Here is a 19,227-nt window from a genome sequence, read left to right on the forward strand (position 1 = left end):
ACAGCGTACGCAAGAAAAGCGTTCGACGGTGGTCAGGCGGTGGTCAGGCGGCGGCGTCGAGTGGGTCGGCGAGCAACTGTCCGAAAGCGAGTTCGGCTGCCCCGATCAACGCCGCCTCCTCGCCCAACTGGGGCGTACGCAACCGCACGTGGTCGCGGATGGCGGGCAGGGCCACCGCGTTGATCCGACTGCGTACCCGGGTCGCCGCGGCGAGGTAGATGTCCCGCAGCGGTCCGCCGAAGATCACCACGTCCGGGTTGAAGATGTTGACCAGGTTCGCCACACCGAAGCCGAGCCAGTCGCCGACCTGCCGTACCGCGGTCTGCGCGGTCGCGTCCCCGTACGCCGCCGCCTCGACCACCGCTCGGGCCGCGCCCGGCCCGGTCGCGCCGTCCCGGCCGGCGGCCTGGAGCAGCGCGTGCTCACCGATCTCGGTCTCCCAGCAGCCGTGCGAACCGCAACCGCACGGATGTCCGCCCCGGTTCACGACCATGTGGCCGACCTCGCCGCCGTAGCCGCCGTGTCCGGTCAGCCGCCGCCCGCCGACGATGATGCCGGCGTCGACCCCGACGTCGTGGTGCAGGTAGATCACGTTCTCCAGACCGGCCGCCGCGCCCCGGGTGTGCTCGGCCAACGCGCTGACGTCGGCGGCCCGGTTCACCAGTACCGGCCGGTTCGAGTCCAGGTCGGTGGCGAGCGCCGGGCCGAGCGACCCGTCGACCCAGCCCTGCGGCGGATGTACGTGTACCGCGCCGTGGTCGCCCCGCATCATGCCGCAGACCGCCACGCCCGCACCGACGTAGACCGAGCCCTCCGGCACCGTCTGGTGCATCTCCTTGACGAAACCCGCCAGCACCGGCACCGACTCCTCGGCCGGCAGACCGGGGGTACGGACCAGCTCCCGCCGGTCGAGCACGACCCCGCCGAGGCCGACGCGGGCAGCGCGCAACGTGTCCACCTCGATGCTGCACGCGTACGCGTAGACCCGGGCGGACTCGGGCCGGACGACCAGGGATGGTCGCCCGGCCCGACCGGTCTCCCGAGGGGCGCGTTCGCTGACCAGCCCGGCGGCGGTCAGCTCGGCGGTCAGCGCGCCGATCGTGCTGCGGTTGAGCCCGAGCGAGGTGGTGAGTTCCGCCCGCGAGGTCGCGCCGTGGACGTGCACGTAGCGGAGCAGCGCGCCGAGGTTCTGACGGCGTACTTCCTCCTGGCTCGGCGCGGCGCGCATCGGGGTGTCACATCACTTTCGGATGGTGTCATCGATTACCGGTGGCGGCCGCGCGGCGGCGGCTGAGTGCGTCGATCATGGCAGCGCCGAGCAGCACCACGCCGGTGAATACGTACTTCGTGCCGGAGCTGACGTTCAACAGCCCCATACCGTTGTCGATCACGGCGATGACGGCACCGCCGAGCACCGCGTCGAGCACCCGCCCCTTGCCGCCGAAGAGGCTGGTTCCACCGATCACGGCGGCGCCTACGGCGTAGAGCAGGACGTTGCTGCCGCCGGTGTTGGCGTCGACCGAGTTGGCCCGGCTCACCGCCACGATGCCGCCGATCGAGGCCATCGTGGAGCAGATCACGAAGACCGAGATGCGGATCCGGTCGACGTTGATGCCGGCCCGGCGGGCGGCCTCCTTGTTGCCGCCGACCGCGTAGATGTGCCGCCCGTACGCGGTCCGTTGCAGGACGAAGCTCCAGACGACCAGCAGCACCACGATGATCGGCACCACGATCGGCACGCCGCGCAGCGACGAGATCAGGGTGTTGATACTGCGTTCGAGGTTGAGGATGTAGACCATCACCCCGACGATCACGGCCAGGGCGCCGATCCGGAACAGCACCACCGGGAACGGGTCGGCGGTCAGTCCCCGCGCGGACCGGCTGCGGTGGCGCCGTAGCTGTACCAGGGCGTAGCCGGCGACACCGACCACGGCGAGCACCCAGCCGAGCCACGGCGGCAGGTTGCGGTTGGCGATCGCCACCAGCACGTCGTCGCGGACGGAGATGTTGGTGCCGCCCTTGATCAGGATCAGCACCAGCCCCTGGAAGCCGAGGAAGGCGGCGAGAGTGACCACAAAGGACGGGATGCCGACCTTCGCGACCAGGAAGCCGAGCACCAGTCCGATCACCACACCGGTGCCGACCGAGGCGAGCACGGAGGCGTACCAGGGCCAGCCGTGCAGGGTGGTGAGCACGGCGAGCACGGCGGCGCAGACGCCGCTGGCGAAGCCGGCGGAGAGGTCGATCTCACCGAGCAGGAGGACGAAGACGAGGCCCATCGCGATCAGCGTGATCGCGGCGCCCTGGGTGAAGAGGTTCGCGAAGTTGCCGGCCGAGAGGAAGCTGCCCCGCATGATCGCGAAGAAGACGCAGAGCACGACCAGTCCGAGTACGGCGGGCAGCGCGCCGATGTCGCCACCGCGGACCCGCGCGACGTAGTCACGGACGTGTTCACCGACTGTGCGGGTCGGTACGGGCACCGGCTCCTTGCGCACCGCTTTCGTGGTGGAGGTGCTCATTGCTCGGCTCCAGGGGTGATGAGTTCCGCGTGACCGGCGCCGTTGTCGCCGTTCTCGGTACGCAGTCCGAGCTCACCGCTGCGTCCGGCGGTGATCAGCTCGACGATCTGCGAGTGGGTGATGTCGGTGGTCTTGACCTGGGCCACCATGCGGCCGAGGTAGAGCGCGGCGATCCGGTCGGAGACCGCGAAGACGTCGTTCATGTTGTGCGAGATGAGGACGACGGCGAGGCCGTTGTCGGCCAGTCGGCGGACCAGTTCGAGCACCTGGGCGGTCTGCGCCACGCCGAGCGCCGCGGTCGGCTCGTCCAGGATGACCAGCTTGCTGTTCCAGAGCACGGCCTTGGCGATGGCGACCGTCTGGCGTTGCCCGCCGGAGAGGCTGGCGACCAGTTGGCGCAGGGACTTCACGGTCCGTACGGAGAGCCCGGCGAGGGTCTCGGCGGCCATCTGCTCCATGCCCGCCTCGTCGAGCACCAGGCCGGTCTTCTTCTCCCGGCCGAGGAACATGTTCTGCACGATGTCGAGGTTGTCGCAGAGCGCGAGGTCCTGGTAGACGACCTCGATGCCGAGCGCGGCGGCGTCGCGGGGACTGCCCACGGTCACCGGCCTGCCCTCGAAGAGGAAATCCCCGCCGTCGATGGGGTAGATGCCGCTGATGCACTTGACGAGCGTTGACTTGCCGGCGCCGTTGTCGCCGACCAGTGCGGTCACCTCGCCCTGATGGGCGGCGAAGGCGACGTCGCGCAGGACCTGCACTGGACCGAAGTTCTTGTCGATCCCACGCAGTTCCAACAGGGGTGTCGCGGACACGGTGGTCTCCTTTACACGGGTGTCCGATCGCGGGGTCGCCGTTCGCGGGATGTTCCGTTCGCGGGGCTCCGGTCGCGGGAGTCCGATCTCGGGCTCCACGGACCGATCGTGGGCGGGTGCCTCCGCGGCGCCGTACACGGTCGATTGTGGATGCCTGGTGGGGTGCCGTCGGGTGGCACGGTGGGCGACGTCGCCCACCGTCTGTCACTGATCGGGAGCGCCGGCGTGCCCGTCTGCCGAGGAGTCGACAGACGGGCACACCGGACCCGACCGGTTCAGCCCCGGGTCAGCTGATGCCGGCTGCGGTGCAGGCCGCGGCGAGCGCGGCGGTGCACACCTGCTCCTTGGTCACGAAGCCGTCGGCGATGACGTCCTTGACGTTGGACTTGTCGATGGCCTTCGGCGTCAGCAGCACGGACGGGACCTCACGGCCACCCTCCGGGTCCTTGACGGTCTGGCCGACGTCCTTGCGCTCGCCCTTGGCCAGCGCGATCGCCAGCTCGGCACCGGCCTGCGCCTCCTGCTTGATCGCCTTGTAGACGGTCATGCACTGGTCGCCGGCGAGGATGTTCTGCAGGCCCTGGACGGTCGCGTCCTGGCCGGTCACCGGCACCTTGCCGTTGAGGTTGTTCTTCTTCAGGATGGAGACGACCGCGTTGCCGAGACCGTCGTTGGCGGCCAGCACACCGTCGATCTTGCCGCCCTGGGAGGTCAGCATCTGCTCGAAGATGGTGCCCGCCTGGGTGTTGTCCCACGCCGGGACGGACTGGTCCGGACCCTTGGTGTACTCCTTGGCGTCGTACTTCGGCTGGAGCACCGAGTCGTAGCCGCTCTTGAAGAGGGTGGCGTTGTTGTCGGTCGGCGAGCCGTTGAGCTCGGCCACCACCGGGTTCTTGGCGCCCTTCTCGCTCAGGCACTTGACCAGGCCCTCGCCCTGCAGCTTGCCCACCGCGACGTTGTCGAAGCTGACGTAGTACTGGGCCGAGCCGCCGAGGGTGAGCCGGTCGTAGTCGATGGTGGCGACGCCCTGCGACTTCGCCTTGTCGAGAACGGCCTTACCGGTGCCGGAGTCCAGGTTGACGATCATCAGCGCGGTGGCGCCGCCGGTCATCATCTGGTCGGCGATGGTCTGGAACTGGGTCTTGTCGCCCTGTGCGTTCTGGATGACGTACTCGACGCCGGCGGCCTTGAAGGCCTCTTCCAGGAACTTGCGGTCCGCGGTCTCCCAGCGGTCCGAGGAGGCGCTGTCCGGCAGGATCACGCCGATCTTTGGTGTCTTGGCGCCGCTGCCGGCGTCGTCGGAGCTGTCGCCGCAGGCGGTCAGCGCGCCGGTGGCGAGCAGGCCCACAGCGGCGATGGTGAGGATCCCTTTGCGCATTGCACGGGTCCTTTCGGGGGTGGGTTAGGTCCGCTTGACTTCGTTGCGTGGCGCGGTGGGTGGGGAAGGTGCGGTCCGCCGCCACTGCGGGGGGTTCAGAGTGGCCGTACTTACCTTTGTTGTGTCCGGCAACGTATTGCGCCTGGGAGCGAGGCACAAGGGTGCCGGGGCCATCAGTTTTGTTGCCAGCCATAACAATTCAGCAACGCGGGAGATACGCACATGTCATGACCGACGGCTCGGCCCGCCGGAACGCCCCATTTGCCGATCGCTTCACGCCCCGCCGGGCCGATTCCGACCTGCGGCGAGGGGGCCGGACCCTCGTCACCACGGGCCGGAAGCGACGGGTGACGGGACGTACGTCAGGCGGCGGCGATCGGCGCGGTGGTCGCGGCGGTCAGACGGATCAGATCTGCCGGTGCGAGCTGGAGTTGCAGACCCCGACGACCAGCGGAAACGTACACAGTGGAGTGGCTTTCGGCCGACGAATCGATCACGGTCGGCAACCGCTTCCGTTGGCCCAGCGGACTGATGCCGCCCCGGACGTAACCGGTGGTCCGCTCGGCGAGGGTCCGGTCGGCCATTGCCGCCCGCTTACCGCCGACCGCCGCTGCCAGCGCCTTCAGGTCCAGTTCGCCGGTCACCGGTACGACCGCCACGGTCAGCGCCCCGTCGACCTCGGTGATCAGTGACTTGAAGACCCGCCCCGGCTCGACACCGAGCGCCGCGGCCACCTCCGCGCCGTAACGCGGCGAGTCCACCGGTACGTCGTACGGGTGGGTGCTGTGCACGACCTTCTGCTTGACCAGCAGTGCCGTTGCCGGCGTCCCCTGACCTGCCACGGCCGCGAACCCTACCCGGTCGACGGGACCGGTCGGCAGACCAGCACGGTCGGCGCGCCGACCACCCGGGTCAGCACCAGAGTCGCCGGCTCGGCGCCGGAGAGCCGCAGATTCCGCCGGAGCCGTTCGGGATCGAGCGCCGAACCCCGTTTCAGGATCTCCACCCGGCCGACTCCACGTTGGCGCAACAGGGCGCGCAGCCGTTTGAGCGAGAACGCCAACACGTCGCTGACCTCCAGACAGCGGGCGAACCGGGTCGGCACCGGTTGGTCGGCGTAGACGTACGCGATGGTCGGATCGGCCAACGTGCCACCGACCGTCGCGGCGAACTCGGCCACCAGGTGGGCCCGTACCACCGCGCCGTCCGGGTCGTAGACGTAGCGCCGTACCGGGCCGACCGGCGCCTCGACCGTGCCGCTCCCGGTCAACTGGTCGACCTCCGCCCCGGAACCGTCCCGGCCCCCGCTGTCGCGGTCCCGGGTCCGTGCGGACGGTTGGTAAGGGATTCTTCTGCTACCGGGAGCGATAACGGGGGGCCCTTCCTTACTGCGAAGCAGGGAGGCGCGGCGGGGGACCTGGGCGAGCGGGCCGCACCAGAGGGTCGCCTCGACCAGGTCGTGGTCGACGCTGACCCACTCCGCCTCCGCGCCGGGCGGGATCAGCCGGTGGTCCAGGCCGGGCCCGACCTTCACCACGGTGCGGGCGACCCGGTCGGCCAGCCCGACGACGAAGTCCCACGGTGGGGAGTAGGCGGCCGGGTCGAAGATCCGCCGACCGTCGGCCGCGCGCCGGGCCGGATCGCAGAAGACCGCGTCCACGCCGGCCAGGTCGAACTCTTCCGCGTCGGCGCAGACGACGGTGAATCGGTCGGCCAGGCCGGCGGCCTCGGCGTTCGCGGCGGCCAGCGCGGCGGTCGCCGGGTCGGCCTCGACGCCGTACACCCGGATGCCGGCCCGGGCGGCGGCGAGCGCGTCGGCGCCGAGGCCGCAACCGAGGTCGGCCAGGGTGCGTACCCCGGCGGCCCGCAGGCGTCGCGCGCGCCGGCCGGCGACCACCGACCGGGTGGCCTGTTCCAGCCCGGGGCGGGTGAAGAACATGCCGGCGGCGGCCGGACCGAACTTCTCGACGGCGCGCAGGCGCAGCTCGGCCTGGGTGAGGGCGGAGGCGGCCAGCGCTCCGGGGATCCCCGCCGAGCGCAGCGCGGCGGAGGCGACCAGTGGATCGCCGCCGGCGAGTTCGGCCGCCGAGGCGAGCGCGGACACCCCGACCGGAGTACGCAGCGCGGCGAGCTGGTCGAGATCCATCGGGTCATTGTGAGGTAGTACACGCCTCGATGTGAGGCACCGCACGTCCCGCGCGTCGAGGCGGGCGGGTGGTGTCCAGATCCACTGGCCGATGGTGGCCTGGTAAGGGGTTTCGTGGGACACGCGGGTGGCCATGTTGGCACTCTCCTTGACGGAGTGCTAGCCACCGGCATAATCTGCCGTTAGCACTCTCAGACCGAGGGTGCCAGCTTCCGGGCTTCGGTCCGGTGGCTGAAACGCCAGGCGGACCGGCACCCGCGACGACGGAACCGCCCGGTGGCATGTGGCAGATTGACGCTGACCAGCCCGCTGGTCAGCATAGAAACCAGTACCCCAGGAGGGTATGCCCGTGACTACCGCGACCAAGGTTGCGATCAAGCCGCTCGAGGACCGGATCCTGGTCCAGGCGAACGAGGCTGAGACGACCACGGCGTCGGGCATCGTGATCCCCGACACCGCCAAGGAAAAGCCGCAGGAGGGCACTGTCCTCTCCGTCGGCCCGGGCCGCATCGACGACAAGGGCAACCGGATCCCGGTTGACGTCAAGGTCGGCGACACGGTCCTCTACTCGAAGTACGGCGGCACCGAGGTTAAGTACGCCGGCGAGGAGTACCTGGTGCTCTCCGCCCGCGACGTCCTCGCGGTCATCGAGAAGTAGTGATCTGACCGATCCAGTGATCACTGCCCCGGACCGGCATGCCGGGCCGGGGCAGTGCTGTGTGAAGGGACCCGAGTAAAACATGGCGAAGATTCTGAGCTTCTCGGATGACGCCCGGCACCTGCTGGAGCACGGTGTCAACACGCTCGCCGACACGGTCAAGGTCACCCTCGGCCCGCGCGGGCGCAACGTCGTTCTGGACAAGAAGTTCGGTGCCCCGACGATCACCAACGATGGCGTGACCATCGCCAAGGAGATCGAACTCACCAACCCGTACGAGAACCTTGGCGCGCAGCTGGTCAAGGAGGTGGCGACGAAGACCAACGACGTCGCCGGTGACGGGACCACCACCGCGACGGTGCTCGCCCAGGCGCTGGTCCGTGAGGGCCTGCGCAACGTGACCGCCGGGGCGAACCCGACCGGTCTCAAGCGGGGCATCGACGCGGCCGCGGCCAAGGTTTCCGAGGCCCTGCTGAAGAAGGCCGTCGAGGTTGGCAGCCGCGAGTCGATCGCACACGTGGCGACCATCTCGGCGCAGGACGCGACCATCGGCGACCTGATCGCCGAGGCGATGGAGCGGGTCGGCCGCGACGGTGTCATCACCGTCGAGGAGGGCTCCACCCTCGCCACCGAGCTGGAGGTCACCGAGGGCCTGCAGTTCGACAAGGGCTTCATCTCGCCCAACTTCGTGACCGACGCTGAGTCGCAGGAGGCGGTCCTCGACGACCCGTACATCCTGATCACGACCCAGAAGATCTCCGCGATCGAAGAGCTGCTGCCGCTGCTGGAGAAGGTTCTCCAGACCAGCAAGCCGCTGCTGATCGTGGCCGAGGACGTGGAGGGCCAGGCCCTCTCGACCCTCGTGGTCAACTCGATCCGCAAGACGGTCAAGGTCTGCGCGGTCAAGGCCCCCGGCTTCGGGGACCGCCGCAAGGCGCTGCTGCAGGACATGGCCGTCATCACCGGTGCCGAGCTGGTCGCCCCCGAGTTGGGCTACAAGCTCGACGCGGTCGGCCTGGAGGTGCTCGGTAGCGCCCGTCGGGTCGTGGTCGACAAGGACAACACCACGGTCATCGACGGCAAGGGCCGCGACACCGAGGTGGCCGACCGGGTCGCCCAGATCCGCAAGGAGATCGAGGCTTCGGACTCCGAGTGGGACCGGGAGAAGCTGGCCGAGCGGCTGGCGAAGCTCTCCGGTGGCATCGCGGTGATCAAGGCCGGCGCGGCGACCGAGGTCGAGATGAAGGAGCGCAAGCACCGCATCGAAGACGCGATCGCCGCCACCAAGGCCGCTGTCGAAGAGGGCACTGTTCCGGGCGGCGGCGCCGCGCTGGTGCAGATCTCCTCGGTCCTCGACGACGACCTCGGCTTCACCGGTGACGAGAAGGTCGGGGTGTCGATCGTCCGCAAGGCGCTCGTCGAGCCGCTCCGCTGGATCGCGCAGAACGCCGGGCACGACGGTTACGTCGTCGTGCAGAAGGTGGCGAGCAGCCCCTGGGGCTCCGGCCTCAACGCCGCCACCGACGAGTACGTCGACCTGGCCAAGGCCGGCATCATCGACCCGGTGAAGGTGACCCGTAACGCGGTCCTCAACGCCGCGTCCATCGCCGGTCTGCTGCTCACCACCGAAAGCCTGGTCGTCGAGAAGCCGGCCAAGCAGGAGGCTTCGGCCGCCGGTGGACACGGCCACGGCCACCAGCACGGTCCGGGCTTCTAGCTAGCCCGTACCACCGGTAGACGGCACCACCCGCTTGCGCGGTCGAACCAGGGTAGGTTCGCGTTTCTGGCCATCACCGGCCAAGTGGCGCGAATCTGCCCTGGTTTGCGTTTGCCCGGCGTACGGTTCGCACTGCGTCAGGCTGCCCTGACGGTACGTGGCCAAAGATGACGTTCCGCGAACCTGAGCCGCCGCCCACTACCGGCTGCCCGATGGGAGCGTCACCATTGGCCGGGTGAACACCGCACAGAGCAGGTACGGAGCGCTCGTCGGGATCGCCGCCGCCGCCGTCGCGATCGGCTCGGCCGAGCTGGTCGCCGCGGCGACCGGACCCCGGTCAGCCCCGCTGGTCGCGGTCGGCGGGGTCGTGGTCGACCTGGTACCCGAACCGCTCAAACAGTTCGCCATCGACGTGTTCGGCGTCCACGACAAGATCGCGCTACTGGTCGGCACCGGTGTGCTGTTGGCCGGGTGCGCCGCGTTGATCGGTATCCGCGCGCTCCGCGTTCCGGTGGTCGGCTACCTCGGCATCGCCCTGTTCGGCCTGCTGGGCACGGTCGCGGCGCTGACCCGCCCGGGCGCCGGGGTCGCCGCCGCCCTCCCCTCGCTGCTCGGCGCGGCTCTCGGCGCCGGGGCGTTCCGCTGGCTACGGGTGATCCTGGTGCCGCGCCCCTGGCCGGACGCCCCCCTGGCCCAAACCCCCGCCGCCCCTGGCACCCCGCCCGAACCGCCGGTCGAGCGTAAGGAAGGGCCCCCTGTACAACCGAATGCGATAACAAGGGGCCCTTCCTTACCCGAGCCGGGTGGTGAGGAGCGGCGCCGGTTCCTGACCGGGGTGGCGGTGACCTTCGGCGCGGCCGCGGTGGGCGGGTTCGGCGGGCGATGGCTCGGCACCCGGCGGGGCGTCTCGGACGCCCGTGCGGCGGTGACCCTGCCCACGCCGGCCAGCCCGGCGGCGCCCGTCCCGGCCGGCGCCGACCTCGACCTGACCCAGCTCGCGCCGTACACGACGCCGAACAGGCAGTTCTACCGGATCGACACCGCACTGGTCGTGCCGCAGGTCGACCCCGGGAAGTGGAAACTTCGCATCCACGGTCGGGTCCGGAACCCGATCACCCTGACCTACGCCGACCTGCTCGCCCGGCCCCTGATCGAGCGGGACATCACCCTCGCCTGCGTCTCCAACGAGGTCGGTGGGGACCTGATCGGCAACGCCCGCTGGCTCGGCGTACCCCTGGCCGACCTGCTCGAACAGGCCGGTCCGCTCGACGACGCCGACCAGGTGGTGGGGCGCTCGGCCGACGGTTGGACCTGCGGCACCCCGACCTCGGTTCTGCGCGACGGCCGGGACGCGATGCTGGCGATCGGCATGAACGGCGAACCGCTACCGGTCGAGCACGGCTTCCCGGCCCGGGTCGTGGTGCCCGGACTGTACGGCTACGTCTCCGCGTGCAAGTGGGTGGTGGAGCTGGAGCTGACCCGGTTCGCGGACTTCGACGCGTACTGGGTGCCACGTGGCTGGGCGCCGGAGGGGCCGATCAAGACCCAGTCGCGGATCGACACGCCCCGGCCGCGTAACCGTCCGGCCGCCGGCCCGGTCACCGTCGCCGGGGTGGCGTGGGCGCAGCACCGGGGCATCAAGCAGGTCGAGGTGCAGGTCGACGGGGAGCCGTGGCAGCCGGCCACCCTCGCCCCGACCGCCTCGATCGACACCTGGGTGCAGTGGTCGTGGCGGTGGGAGGCGACCCCGGGCGAGCACACGCTGCGGGTACGGGCAACCGACGCCACCGGCGCGACGCAGCCGGGCGAGCCTCGACCGGTGGCTCCGGACGGCGCGACCGGATGGCACAGCGTGCGGGTGACCGTCCGCTGACGCCGTCCGCCCACTGATGTCAGCTCGCGGCGCGTTGGGCCGGCACGGTCGAATGGAAGGGACGGCCGAGGCGGGCCTCCAGCCGGGCGATGTCGACCCGGGTCCGGCGCCGGTCGGCGAGGTCCTCCCAGCCGACGGCGAGCAGCCGTAACCGTTCGGACTCGCTGAAGCCGCCCCATACGCCGTACGGCTCGCGTACGGTCAGCGCGTGGGCGGCGCACTCGGCCCGTACCGGGCAGGTGCCGCAGACCTTCTTCGCCCCCGCCTCGCGGCGGTTCCGGGACGCACCGCGTTCACCATCGGGATGGAAGAACTGTGCGGTGTCCCGCCCTCGGCAGGCACCGAACCGTTGCCATTCCCACAGATCGACGATGGGTCCGGGCAGTCTGCGTACGTTCGACATCTGCAACCCTCCTCCCGCGGCACCGACGGACACTCCCAGGGCCGGTGTCCGGGCGGCGGGCCGCGTAGACACACCCGATTCCGGCCTCAGATCGGCCATACCCAGCCGGCCGTCGAATCACACGTCTCGGAACCCCGCAACCTGATCATTTCTGTCCCCGTGCGCCGCCTGCCCGGGGCGGGTCTTACCGCCCAGCCGGGGCCAGCAGGGCCGCAAGCCGGTGCAACCAGCCGGAACGGGCAAAAACTTTCCTTTCCATCGGCCGGAAACTCGTCATGATCAGTGGCGGTCGTGGTCTGCTCGTACGTGGGGAAAGGAGACCACCGTGCGTACTGTCCTCGTCTGTGTCCGGACACCGCTCGCGGCGCAGAGCGTGGCGTCCGCCGCGGCCCGGCTCGGGCTGGCGGCCGTGGTGCGTACGGCGATTTCCGATCCCGAGGTGATGCTGCGACTCTCCGAGCGGCCGGCGGACGTGCTGCTCGTCGACACCGCGCTCACCCGGCCGGACAGCGTCGGCTTCACCCGGCGGGTGCTGGCCCGTGCGCCCGGCGCCGCGATCCTGCTGCTCGGGGCGGAGGAGCCCGGGGTGGCGGCGGCGGTCATCGCCGCCGGTGGCCGGGGCCTGCTGCCCGGTACCGATCATGACCTGGTGAGCGTGGTGGCGAAGGCGATGCTGCTGCTGAGCACCCCGGGGCGGGGTGGTCGGGGCACCGGACTGACCGGTGCCGGCGGTTCGAACGCGCCCGCCCTGCCAGCGGAGGTTCCCGGCCGGACCGCCGCCGAACGGCTGCCCGGTTCCCCCTCGCGGGTGCCGGCCCGCCCCGGCGCGGTGCCCGCCGGTACGGCTCCGAAGGCGGCCGGCCCACCGGCCGGACCGGTGGATCCCAGCGGCCGGGTCGAGTCGGTCGACGACGCCGGTCCCGGTGGCCAGCCCGGCGGGCCGACCGTTGTCCCGGTCCAGCGGGGTGAGGACGGGCCCGGTGGGTCGGGCGAGCGGGGCGCCGTCGAGGGGGACGAGACCGCCGTCGAGGGGGCCGACCCACGGACCAACGTGCCGCCGGAGAACCGGTACGGAGCGCCGCGTCGCAGTGATCCGGCCAACGCCGGTGGTTACGGCCGGCCGGTGGCCGCGACCGCCGGTGCGGGTGCCGCCGCCGGCCCGGCCCGCAGGGCCGCGCTGACCGAGCGGGAGCTACAGGTGCTGCTAGGTATGGCCGACGGCAAGAGCAATGCCGAGATCGGGCGGGAACTGTTCGTCTCGGAGGACACCGTCAAGACCCACGCCCGTCGGCTGTTCCGCAAGCTCGGCGCCCGGGACCGGGCGCACGCGGTCGCCGCCGGGTTCCGGGCCGGCCTGGTGGCCTGAGCGTACGGGCGCTGACCGGCCGTGCGGTCAGTTCGCCGGTTCGTCCTCGTCGTCGGTTCCCTCGGCCAGGGTGTCGTGCACGCCGTCGGCGTAGCCCCGGGCGTACTCCCAGGTCACGTAGTGATCGGGATCGGGGTCGAAGGCCGGCTCGTGCACCCGTGGCCGGCCGGAGCTGAGCAGGTGGCGGAGGTTGCCGCGGAGCAGGTCCCAGTCGAAGTAGTGCGGTTCGTGACAGTCCTCGCACTCGATCACGAGGCCACGGACTCCGGTCGGACCCAGTAGCGCCTGGTAGATCTCCAGGTCGGCAAGGTCCTCCAGGACGTCCTGCCGTTCGACCTCGGAGAGCGGATCAAGCTGGGCGTCCTCCGCAGGGTCGTCCAGGCCCGCCGACGGATCGGCGGGGTCACCGTTGAACGGGTCGATCGGCTCGTCGTGCACCCCTCCACCGTAGTCGCAACCGCGCCCGTCGCGCCCACCCTCGTCGCCCGGCCCGTCGCGTCCGTCTGCCGACCCCGGGGATCGCGGTCCGTACGGTGCCACTCGCCACCGCCCGCTCGTGCCGGGCCGCCGCAGCTCACTGGGTACGATGAACCATCGCGCCGCAACGTCCGGGCACGCCGAGGCGTGCGCCCACGGCACCCGGCCAAGCCCGACTCACCAGCTCAGGGGAGAACTCGTGGACCACTCACCCACCCATCTTCCGACGGGCAGCGGCGACGCCGACCAGTTCGGCGGGCTCGTGCCCGAGCTGCCCTCCGGTTCCGCCCGCGCGGTTCCGCTCGGCCTCACCTTCGACGACGTGCTGTTGCAGCCCGCCGAGTCGGACATCGTGCCCAGCAAGGTGAACACCGTCACCCGGATGACCCGCAATGTCTCCATCTCGATCCCGCTGCTGTCGAGCCCGATGGACACGGTGACCGAGGGCCGGATGGCGATCGCCATGGCCCGCCAGGGTGGCATCGGTGTCCTGCACCGCAACCTGTCGATCGAGGACCAGGCGCTCCAGGTGGACCTGGTCAAGCGTTCCGAGGCCGGCATGGTGACGAATCCGATCACCTGTAGCCCGGACGACACGCTCCGCGACGTGGACGCGCTCTGTGGGCGTTACCGCATCTCCGGCGTGCCGGTGACCGACGCCGACGGCGCCCTGGTCGGCATCGTGACCAACCGGGACATGCGTTTCGTCACCGACGGCGACACCCCGGTCCGCGAGATCATGACCCGGATGCCGCTGGTCACCGCGACCGTCGGGGTCACCAAGGACGAGGCACTGGAACTGCTGCGCCAGCACAAGGTGGAGAAGCTGCCGATCGTCGACACCCTCGGTCGGCTGCGTGGGCTGATCACGGTCAAGGACTTCGCCAAGAGCGAGCAGTTCCCGAACGCCACCAAGGACGACGCCGGCCGGCTGCGGGTCGCGGCGGCCGTCGGGGTCGGCGATGACTCGTACAAGCGGGCCCGGACCCTGGTCGAGGCCGGCGTGGACGTACTGATCGTGGACACCGCCCACGGCCACCAGCGGGCCGTGCTGGAGATGGTCACCCGGCTGAAGAAGGACACCACGGTCGACGTGATCGGCGGCAACGTGGCTACCTTCTCCGGGGCGAAGGCCCTGGTCGAGGCGGGCGCCGACGCGGTCAAGGTCGGGGTCGGCCCGGGTGCCATCTGCACCACCCGGGTGGTGGCCGGGGTCGGCGTGCCGCAGATCACCGCCATCATGGAGGCGGTCCGGGCCGCGCGTCCGGCCGGTGTCCCGGTCATCGCCGACGGCGGCATCCAGTACTCGGGCGACATCGCCAAGGCGATGGTCGCCGGTGCCGACACGGTGATGCTCGGCAGCCTCCTCGCCGGTTGTGAGGAGAGCCCCGGTGACCTGCTGATCATCAACGGCAAGCAGTACAAGGCGTACCGGGGGATGGGGTCGCTGGGTGCGATGCAGTCCCGGGGCCAGGCCCGCTCGTACTCGAAGGACCGTTACTTCCAGCAGGACGTGACCAGCGAGGAGAAGCTGGTTCCGGAGGGTGTCGAGGGTCAGGTGCCGTACCGGGGCGCACTGGCACAGGTCGCCCACCAGCTCATCGGTGGGCTGCGGCTCGCCATGGGGTACGTCGGCGCGGAGAGCATCCCCGAGCTGCACCGGCGGGGCCAGTTGATCCGGATCACCGCGGCCGGGCTCAAGGAGAGCCACCCGCACGACATCCAGATGACGGTCGAGGCACCGAACTACCACACCCGCTGACCCGCGCCACCGACTCGCCGCCAACCTTCTCACCCGCTGGAGCACCCCATGCGTGACGTGGTCGAAATCGGGCTCGGTAAAACCGCGCAACGCGGTTACCACCTGGACGACATCGCGATCGTGCCAAGCCGTCGTACCCGGGACGTGGACGACGTCTCCACGGCCTGGCAGCTCGACGCCTATCCGTTCCGGATCCCCTGCGTGGGGCATCCGTCGGACGCGACCATGAGCCCCACCTCGGCGGCCACCCTGGGCCGGCTCGGTGGGCTCGGCGTACTCAACGTCGAGGGCCTCTGGACCCGGTACGAGGACCCGACCAAGATCCTGGAGGAGCTGAGCGGGCTGGGCGAGGACGCCCGCACGACCCGGCGCCTGCAGGAGGTCTACGCCGAGCCGATCCGGCCCGAGCTGATCACCGAGCGGGTCCGGCAGATGCGCGAGGGCGGCGGCACGGTCGCCGTCCGGGTCTCGCCGCAGCACACCCTGGCGCTCGCCCCGGTGATCCTCGACGCCGGGGTGGACATCCTGGTCATCCAGGGCACGCTCGTCTCGGCGGAGCACGTCTCCACCACCGACGAGCCGCTGAACCTGAAGGAGTTCATCGCCGACCTCGACCTGCCCGTGGTGGTCGGTGGCTGCACCGACTACAAGACCGCGTTGCACCTGATGCGGACCGGTGCGGCTGGCGTGATCGTCGGCCTCGGTGGCGACGAGTGGTCGACCACCGAGTCGGTGCTCGGCATCCGGGTGCCGATGGCGACCGCGATCGCCGACGCCGCGGCGGCCCGCCGGGACTACCTCGACGAGACCGGCGGGCGGTACGTGCACCTGATCGCCGACGGCGACCTGCGTACCTCCGGGGACATCGCGAAGGCGCTCGGTTGCGGGGCCGACGCGGTGATGCTCGGCGAGCCGCTCTCGCTCTGCGACGAGGCGCCCGCCGGTGGCGCCTGGTGGCACCCGGCGGCCAGCCACCCGGACCTGCCGCGTGGCGCGTTCGGGGTGGCCGAGGAGTCGCTCGGTTCGATGGAGCGGCTGCTCTACGGTCCGGCCGACGAGCCGGACGGTCAGCAGAACCTCTTCGGCGGGCTGCGGCGGGCGATGGCCAAGTGCGGCTACCGCGATCTCAAGGAGTTCCAGAAGGTCGGACTGGTGCTCGACCTCGAACGCTAGGCGGTCACGGGCGGGGGCGCCGTCCGGTGCGGGAACGAGTTCCCACACCGGACGGCGCCCCCGCACCCTAGGCTCGTCGGGTGACTCACGGTCGATGGCTTCGGGGTGGATCGGGACGTACGGCGGGCGGCGCGCGCCCGGTCGTCGCGCTGGCGTTGGTCGGCGTACTGGCCTTGACGGCCGGCGCCTGTACGGGATCGGGAGACCCGGGATCGTCCCGCGCCGGTGGCTTCCAGCCCGGCGCCGACGGGGTCGGTGACCCCTACTTCCCCACCTACGGCAACGGTGGCTACGACGTGGCCAACTACGCCCTCAAGGTGCGGTACGACCCGGCCAGTGACCGGCTCACCGGCACCGCCACCATCAGCGCGACGGCCACCGCGAACCTGTCCCGGTTCAACCTCGACCTGGTCGGGTTGACCGTCAGTGCGGTCACTGTGGAGGGCGAGCGGGCCGAGTTCCGCCACGACGAGGGGGAGCTGATCGTCACCCCGGGCCGGGGCCTGGCCCGGGACGGCCGGTTCACCGTCGAGGTGACGTACGACGGGGTGCCGGAACCGGTCGACAGCCCGGACCTCGGCGAGGGCGGTTTCATGGCCACCGCGGACGGGGCGGTCGCGCTCGGCCAGCCGGAGTCGGCCAGTACCTGGTTCCCGGTCAACGACCATCCGCAGGACAAGGCGAGCTACGAGATCGCGGTGACCGTCCCGGAGGGACTGAGCGCGCTGAGCAACGGGGTGCCGGGGGAGCGGTCGACGGCCGGGGGCTGGACCACCTGGCGCTGGTCCGAGCGGACCCCGATGGCGAGTTACCTGGCCATGCTGGTGATCGGCGACTACCGGGTACGCGAGGGCGAACACGCCGGCAAGCCGCTGGTGACGGCGGTGGCGGCGGGCCTGCCGGAGGGTGGGCCGGCCGAGGTGTCGCTGAACCGTACCGGGGAGATCGCCGACTTCCTGGCCACCCAGTTCGGCCCGTACCCGTTCGAGGCGTACGGCGGGGTGGCGGTCAGCGACCGTCGGATCGGCTACGCGCTGGAGACGCAGGCCCGACCGGTGTACGGACCGGCGTTCTTCACCTCCGGACCCAACGATTCGGTGGTGGCCCACGAACTTGCCCATCAGTGGTTCGGGGACAGTGTCTCGGTTCGCCGGTGGAGTGACCTCTGGCTGAACGAGGGGTTCGCCACCTACGCGGAGTGGCTCTGGGCGCAGCACGACGGCGGGGTGACCGCGCAGCAGGCGTTCGACCAGGGGTACGCGGCAACGGACTGGTCGAAGCCGGCCCTCGACCCGGGTCGGTCGGCGCTCTTCGGCCGGCCGGTCTACCAGCGGGGCGCGTTGGCCGTGCACGCGTTGCGGCTGACCGTCGGCGACGAGGTGTTCTTCCGGATCCTGAAGACCTGGACGGCGGAGAAGCGTAACGCCAGTGTGGTCACCGGTGATCTGATCACGGTCGCGGAACGGGTCGCGGGCCGTCCGCTGGGTCCGCTTCTCGACGCCTGGCTCTCCGGCACCACGGCTCCGCCGCCTCCGCCGCCGGTGGCCTGACCGGGCCGTTCACCGGGTGACCACGAGTTCCGGGTTCGCGGCGAGGTACGCGTCCGCCCGGCCGGCCCGCAGTTCGGTGAGGAAGCGGGTGCCGACCTGGGTGAGTTGTTCGCCCCGGTAGGACCCGCCGCTGCCGACCGAGGCGCCGGGGAGTCCGACCAGGGTGATCGCCTCCGGTCGTAGCCCGCTGAGGGCGAACGCGAAGTCGATCACCCGTTGGTTCCGGCCGCTGAAGGTGAGCGCCTCGCCCATCGTCCGGAGCACCTGGTCGAGCCGGTCGGGGTCGCGGGCCAGTTCCTCGCTGACCACCTTCGCGACGATCGCCTTGATCAGCTGCTGTTGGTGGCGCTGCCGGGCGTAGTCGCCGCCGGTGGTGTGGCGCTGCCGGGCGTAGTCCAGCGCCTGCCAGCCGGTGAGGTGGCGGTCGCCCTTCTCGTACACCATCTGCGGTCCGACGTACCCGTCGCCGTTGGTGTTGCCGGGCCGGTGCTTGCCGTTCGGCTGCCGGTGCTGTGAGACGACCCGCTGGTCCACGTAGAGGTCGATCCCGCCGAGCGCGTCGACCAGGTCGTCGAAGCCGCCGAAGGTCAGTACGGCGCTCGCGTCCCACTTGTTGATGCCGGTGTACCGGCTGACCGTGGCCTCGACCAGTTCGAGCCCCTGCGCGGTGTTCGGTTCGCCCTTCCCGCCGTTGGTCTTGCTGCCGTGGCTCATCGCGTGGGTCAGCTTGGTCTGTTGGCCGGGGAACTTCGCCTTGGCGAACGGTGGGATGTCCACCACCAGGTCGCGGGGGAGGGAGAAGAGGTACGCCCGGTCCAGTTCCCTGCTCACCTGCATGATCAGTACGGCGTCCGCGTGCGGCTCCCAGGCCGGTTCGCTGACCCGGGTGTCGACGCCGACCAGGAGCAGGTTGAGCGGCCCCCGCAGATCGGCACCGGGCTCCGGGGTGGGGCTGGGGGGCGGTGTCGGGGTCGGGGTCGGGGCCGTCAGCGCGCCGGTCGTGTTCGTGCCGGACCGGTCCGCCGGGGTGCTCCCGTCCGGGCCGCGAAGCATGGTGGTGGTGACGGCGGCACCGGCGACCAGCAGCGCGACCACCACACCGCCGGCGGCCCAGCTGATCCGGCGGCGTCGGAGCAGACCCCCGGTGGGGTCTTCGGGTGAGTTGTCCGGTTCATCTTCTGCCGCCCGGTGTTGTCCCGCCTCCGCCATGGTGTCGGCTCCTTCCGGTCGGCCGTGACCGGCCTGCTTGTTGAACCCCTGGTGCCGGTTCCGTGATAGCGGAAACCGCAATTCATTCCGGCAACCTCTTGACAAAGGGTCCGGCACCTTACTTACAGAACGTCGTGGTGGCCGGTGAGGTTGCGTGTTTCAGCTGTTCACATGATCGTGAAGG

Annotated in this window: 16 protein-coding genes; 7 read left to right on the top strand and 9 right to left on the bottom strand. The window is 70.7% G+C overall.

The annotated features are described in order from the left end of the window. Window positions 1-43: 43 nt before the first annotated feature. From BDK92_RS22440 to BDK92_RS22465, 6 genes are all read right to left on the bottom strand, one after another. A complete protein-coding gene (locus tag BDK92_RS22440) occupies window positions 44-1,228 on the bottom strand; it encodes an ROK family transcriptional regulator (RefSeq protein ID WP_121158481.1) in 1,185 nt (394 codons plus the stop codon). A 28-nt stretch (window positions 1,229-1,256) separates the two neighbouring features. After that, window positions 1,257-2,519 (bottom strand): sugar ABC transporter permease, encoded by a 1,263-nt coding sequence (locus tag BDK92_RS22445; protein ID WP_121158482.1) that lies wholly within the window; start codon window positions 2,517-2,519, stop codon window positions 1,257-1,259. Further along, window positions 2,516-3,331, bottom strand: a complete 816-nt coding sequence (locus BDK92_RS22450) for an ATP-binding cassette domain-containing protein (protein ID WP_121162483.1) — start codon at window positions 3,329-3,331, stop codon at window positions 2,516-2,518. Before BDK92_RS22450 ends, BDK92_RS22445 begins: the two co-directional genes overlap by 4 nt. A gap of 286 nt (window positions 3,332-3,617) precedes the next feature. Next, window positions 3,618-4,709: a sugar ABC transporter substrate-binding protein gene (locus BDK92_RS22455; protein ID WP_121158483.1), complete on the bottom strand. Its 1,092-nt coding sequence runs from the start codon at window positions 4,707-4,709 to the stop codon at window positions 3,618-3,620. Between the two features lie 362 nt (window positions 4,710-5,071). After that, window positions 5,072-5,551, bottom strand: coding sequence for a Cys-tRNA(Pro) deacylase (gene ybaK / locus BDK92_RS22460; RefSeq protein WP_121158484.1), 480 nt, complete (start codon window positions 5,549-5,551; stop codon window positions 5,072-5,074). 11 nt (window positions 5,552-5,562) lie between these two features. Beyond that, complete coding sequence (locus BDK92_RS22465) at window positions 5,563-6,855, bottom strand: THUMP-like domain-containing protein (RefSeq protein WP_121158485.1); 1,293 nt, start codon at window positions 6,853-6,855, stop codon at window positions 5,563-5,565. Between the two features lie 343 nt (window positions 6,856-7,198). On the opposite strand from BDK92_RS22465, the gene groES reads away from it, so the two are divergent. The 3 genes from groES (at window position 7,199) to BDK92_RS22480 (ending at window position 11,103) form a co-directional block, all read left to right on the top strand. Continuing rightward, the gene (groES, locus tag BDK92_RS22470; RefSeq protein ID WP_121158486.1) at window positions 7,199-7,513 is read left to right on the top strand and encodes a co-chaperone GroES; all 315 of its coding nucleotides are present in this window, start codon (window positions 7,199-7,201) and stop codon (window positions 7,511-7,513) included. 82 nt (window positions 7,514-7,595) lie between these two features. Continuing rightward, entirely contained in the window at window positions 7,596-9,230 is a 1,635-nt protein-coding gene (groL, locus tag BDK92_RS22475) for a chaperonin GroEL (RefSeq protein ID WP_121158487.1), read from the top strand. A 235-nt stretch (window positions 9,231-9,465) separates the two neighbouring features. Further along, window positions 9,466-11,103, top strand: a complete 1,638-nt coding sequence (locus tag BDK92_RS22480; RefSeq protein WP_121158488.1) for a sulfite oxidase — start codon at window positions 9,466-9,468, stop codon at window positions 11,101-11,103. Window positions 11,104-11,122: 19 nt separating this feature from the next. Here BDK92_RS22480 and BDK92_RS22485 read toward each other — a convergent pair whose 3' ends face one another. Then, window positions 11,123-11,506, bottom strand: a complete 384-nt coding sequence (locus BDK92_RS22485; protein WP_121158489.1) for a WhiB family transcriptional regulator — start codon at window positions 11,504-11,506, stop codon at window positions 11,123-11,125. A 325-nt stretch (window positions 11,507-11,831) separates the two neighbouring features. On the opposite strand from BDK92_RS22485, the gene BDK92_RS22490 reads away from it, so the two are divergent. After that, window positions 11,832-12,872, top strand: coding sequence for a response regulator transcription factor (locus tag BDK92_RS22490; protein ID WP_121158490.1), 1,041 nt, complete (start codon window positions 11,832-11,834; stop codon window positions 12,870-12,872). Between the two features lie 27 nt (window positions 12,873-12,899). On the opposite strand, the gene BDK92_RS22495 is transcribed toward BDK92_RS22490, so the two are convergent. Beyond that, window positions 12,900-13,310, bottom strand: coding sequence for a DUF5319 domain-containing protein (locus BDK92_RS22495; protein WP_121158491.1), 411 nt, complete (start codon window positions 13,308-13,310; stop codon window positions 12,900-12,902). A gap of 238 nt (window positions 13,311-13,548) precedes the next feature. On the opposite strand from BDK92_RS22495, the gene guaB reads away from it, so the two are divergent. From guaB to BDK92_RS22510, 3 genes are all read left to right on the top strand, one after another. Then, window positions 13,549-15,111 (top strand): IMP dehydrogenase, encoded by a 1,563-nt coding sequence (guaB, locus tag BDK92_RS22500; RefSeq protein WP_121158492.1) that lies wholly within the window; start codon window positions 13,549-13,551, stop codon window positions 15,109-15,111. Between the two features lie 48 nt (window positions 15,112-15,159). Continuing rightward, a complete protein-coding gene (locus tag BDK92_RS22505) occupies window positions 15,160-16,284 on the top strand; it encodes a GuaB3 family IMP dehydrogenase-related protein (RefSeq protein ID WP_121158493.1) in 1,125 nt (374 codons plus the stop codon). Between the two features lie 149 nt (window positions 16,285-16,433). Then, complete coding sequence (locus BDK92_RS22510; protein ID WP_121162484.1) at window positions 16,434-17,834, top strand: M1 family metallopeptidase; 1,401 nt, start codon at window positions 16,434-16,436, stop codon at window positions 17,832-17,834. 9 nt (window positions 17,835-17,843) lie between these two features. Here the strand turns inward: BDK92_RS22510 and BDK92_RS22515 are convergent, their stop codons facing one another. Further along, window positions 17,844-19,043, bottom strand: coding sequence for an LCP family protein (locus BDK92_RS22515; RefSeq protein WP_211349332.1), 1,200 nt, complete (start codon window positions 19,041-19,043; stop codon window positions 17,844-17,846). Window positions 19,044-19,227: the final 184 nt, after the last annotated feature.

This window comes from Micromonospora pisi (assembly GCF_003633685.1).
GTDB lineage: Bacteria > Actinomycetota > Actinomycetes > Mycobacteriales > Micromonosporaceae > Micromonospora_G > Micromonospora_G pisi.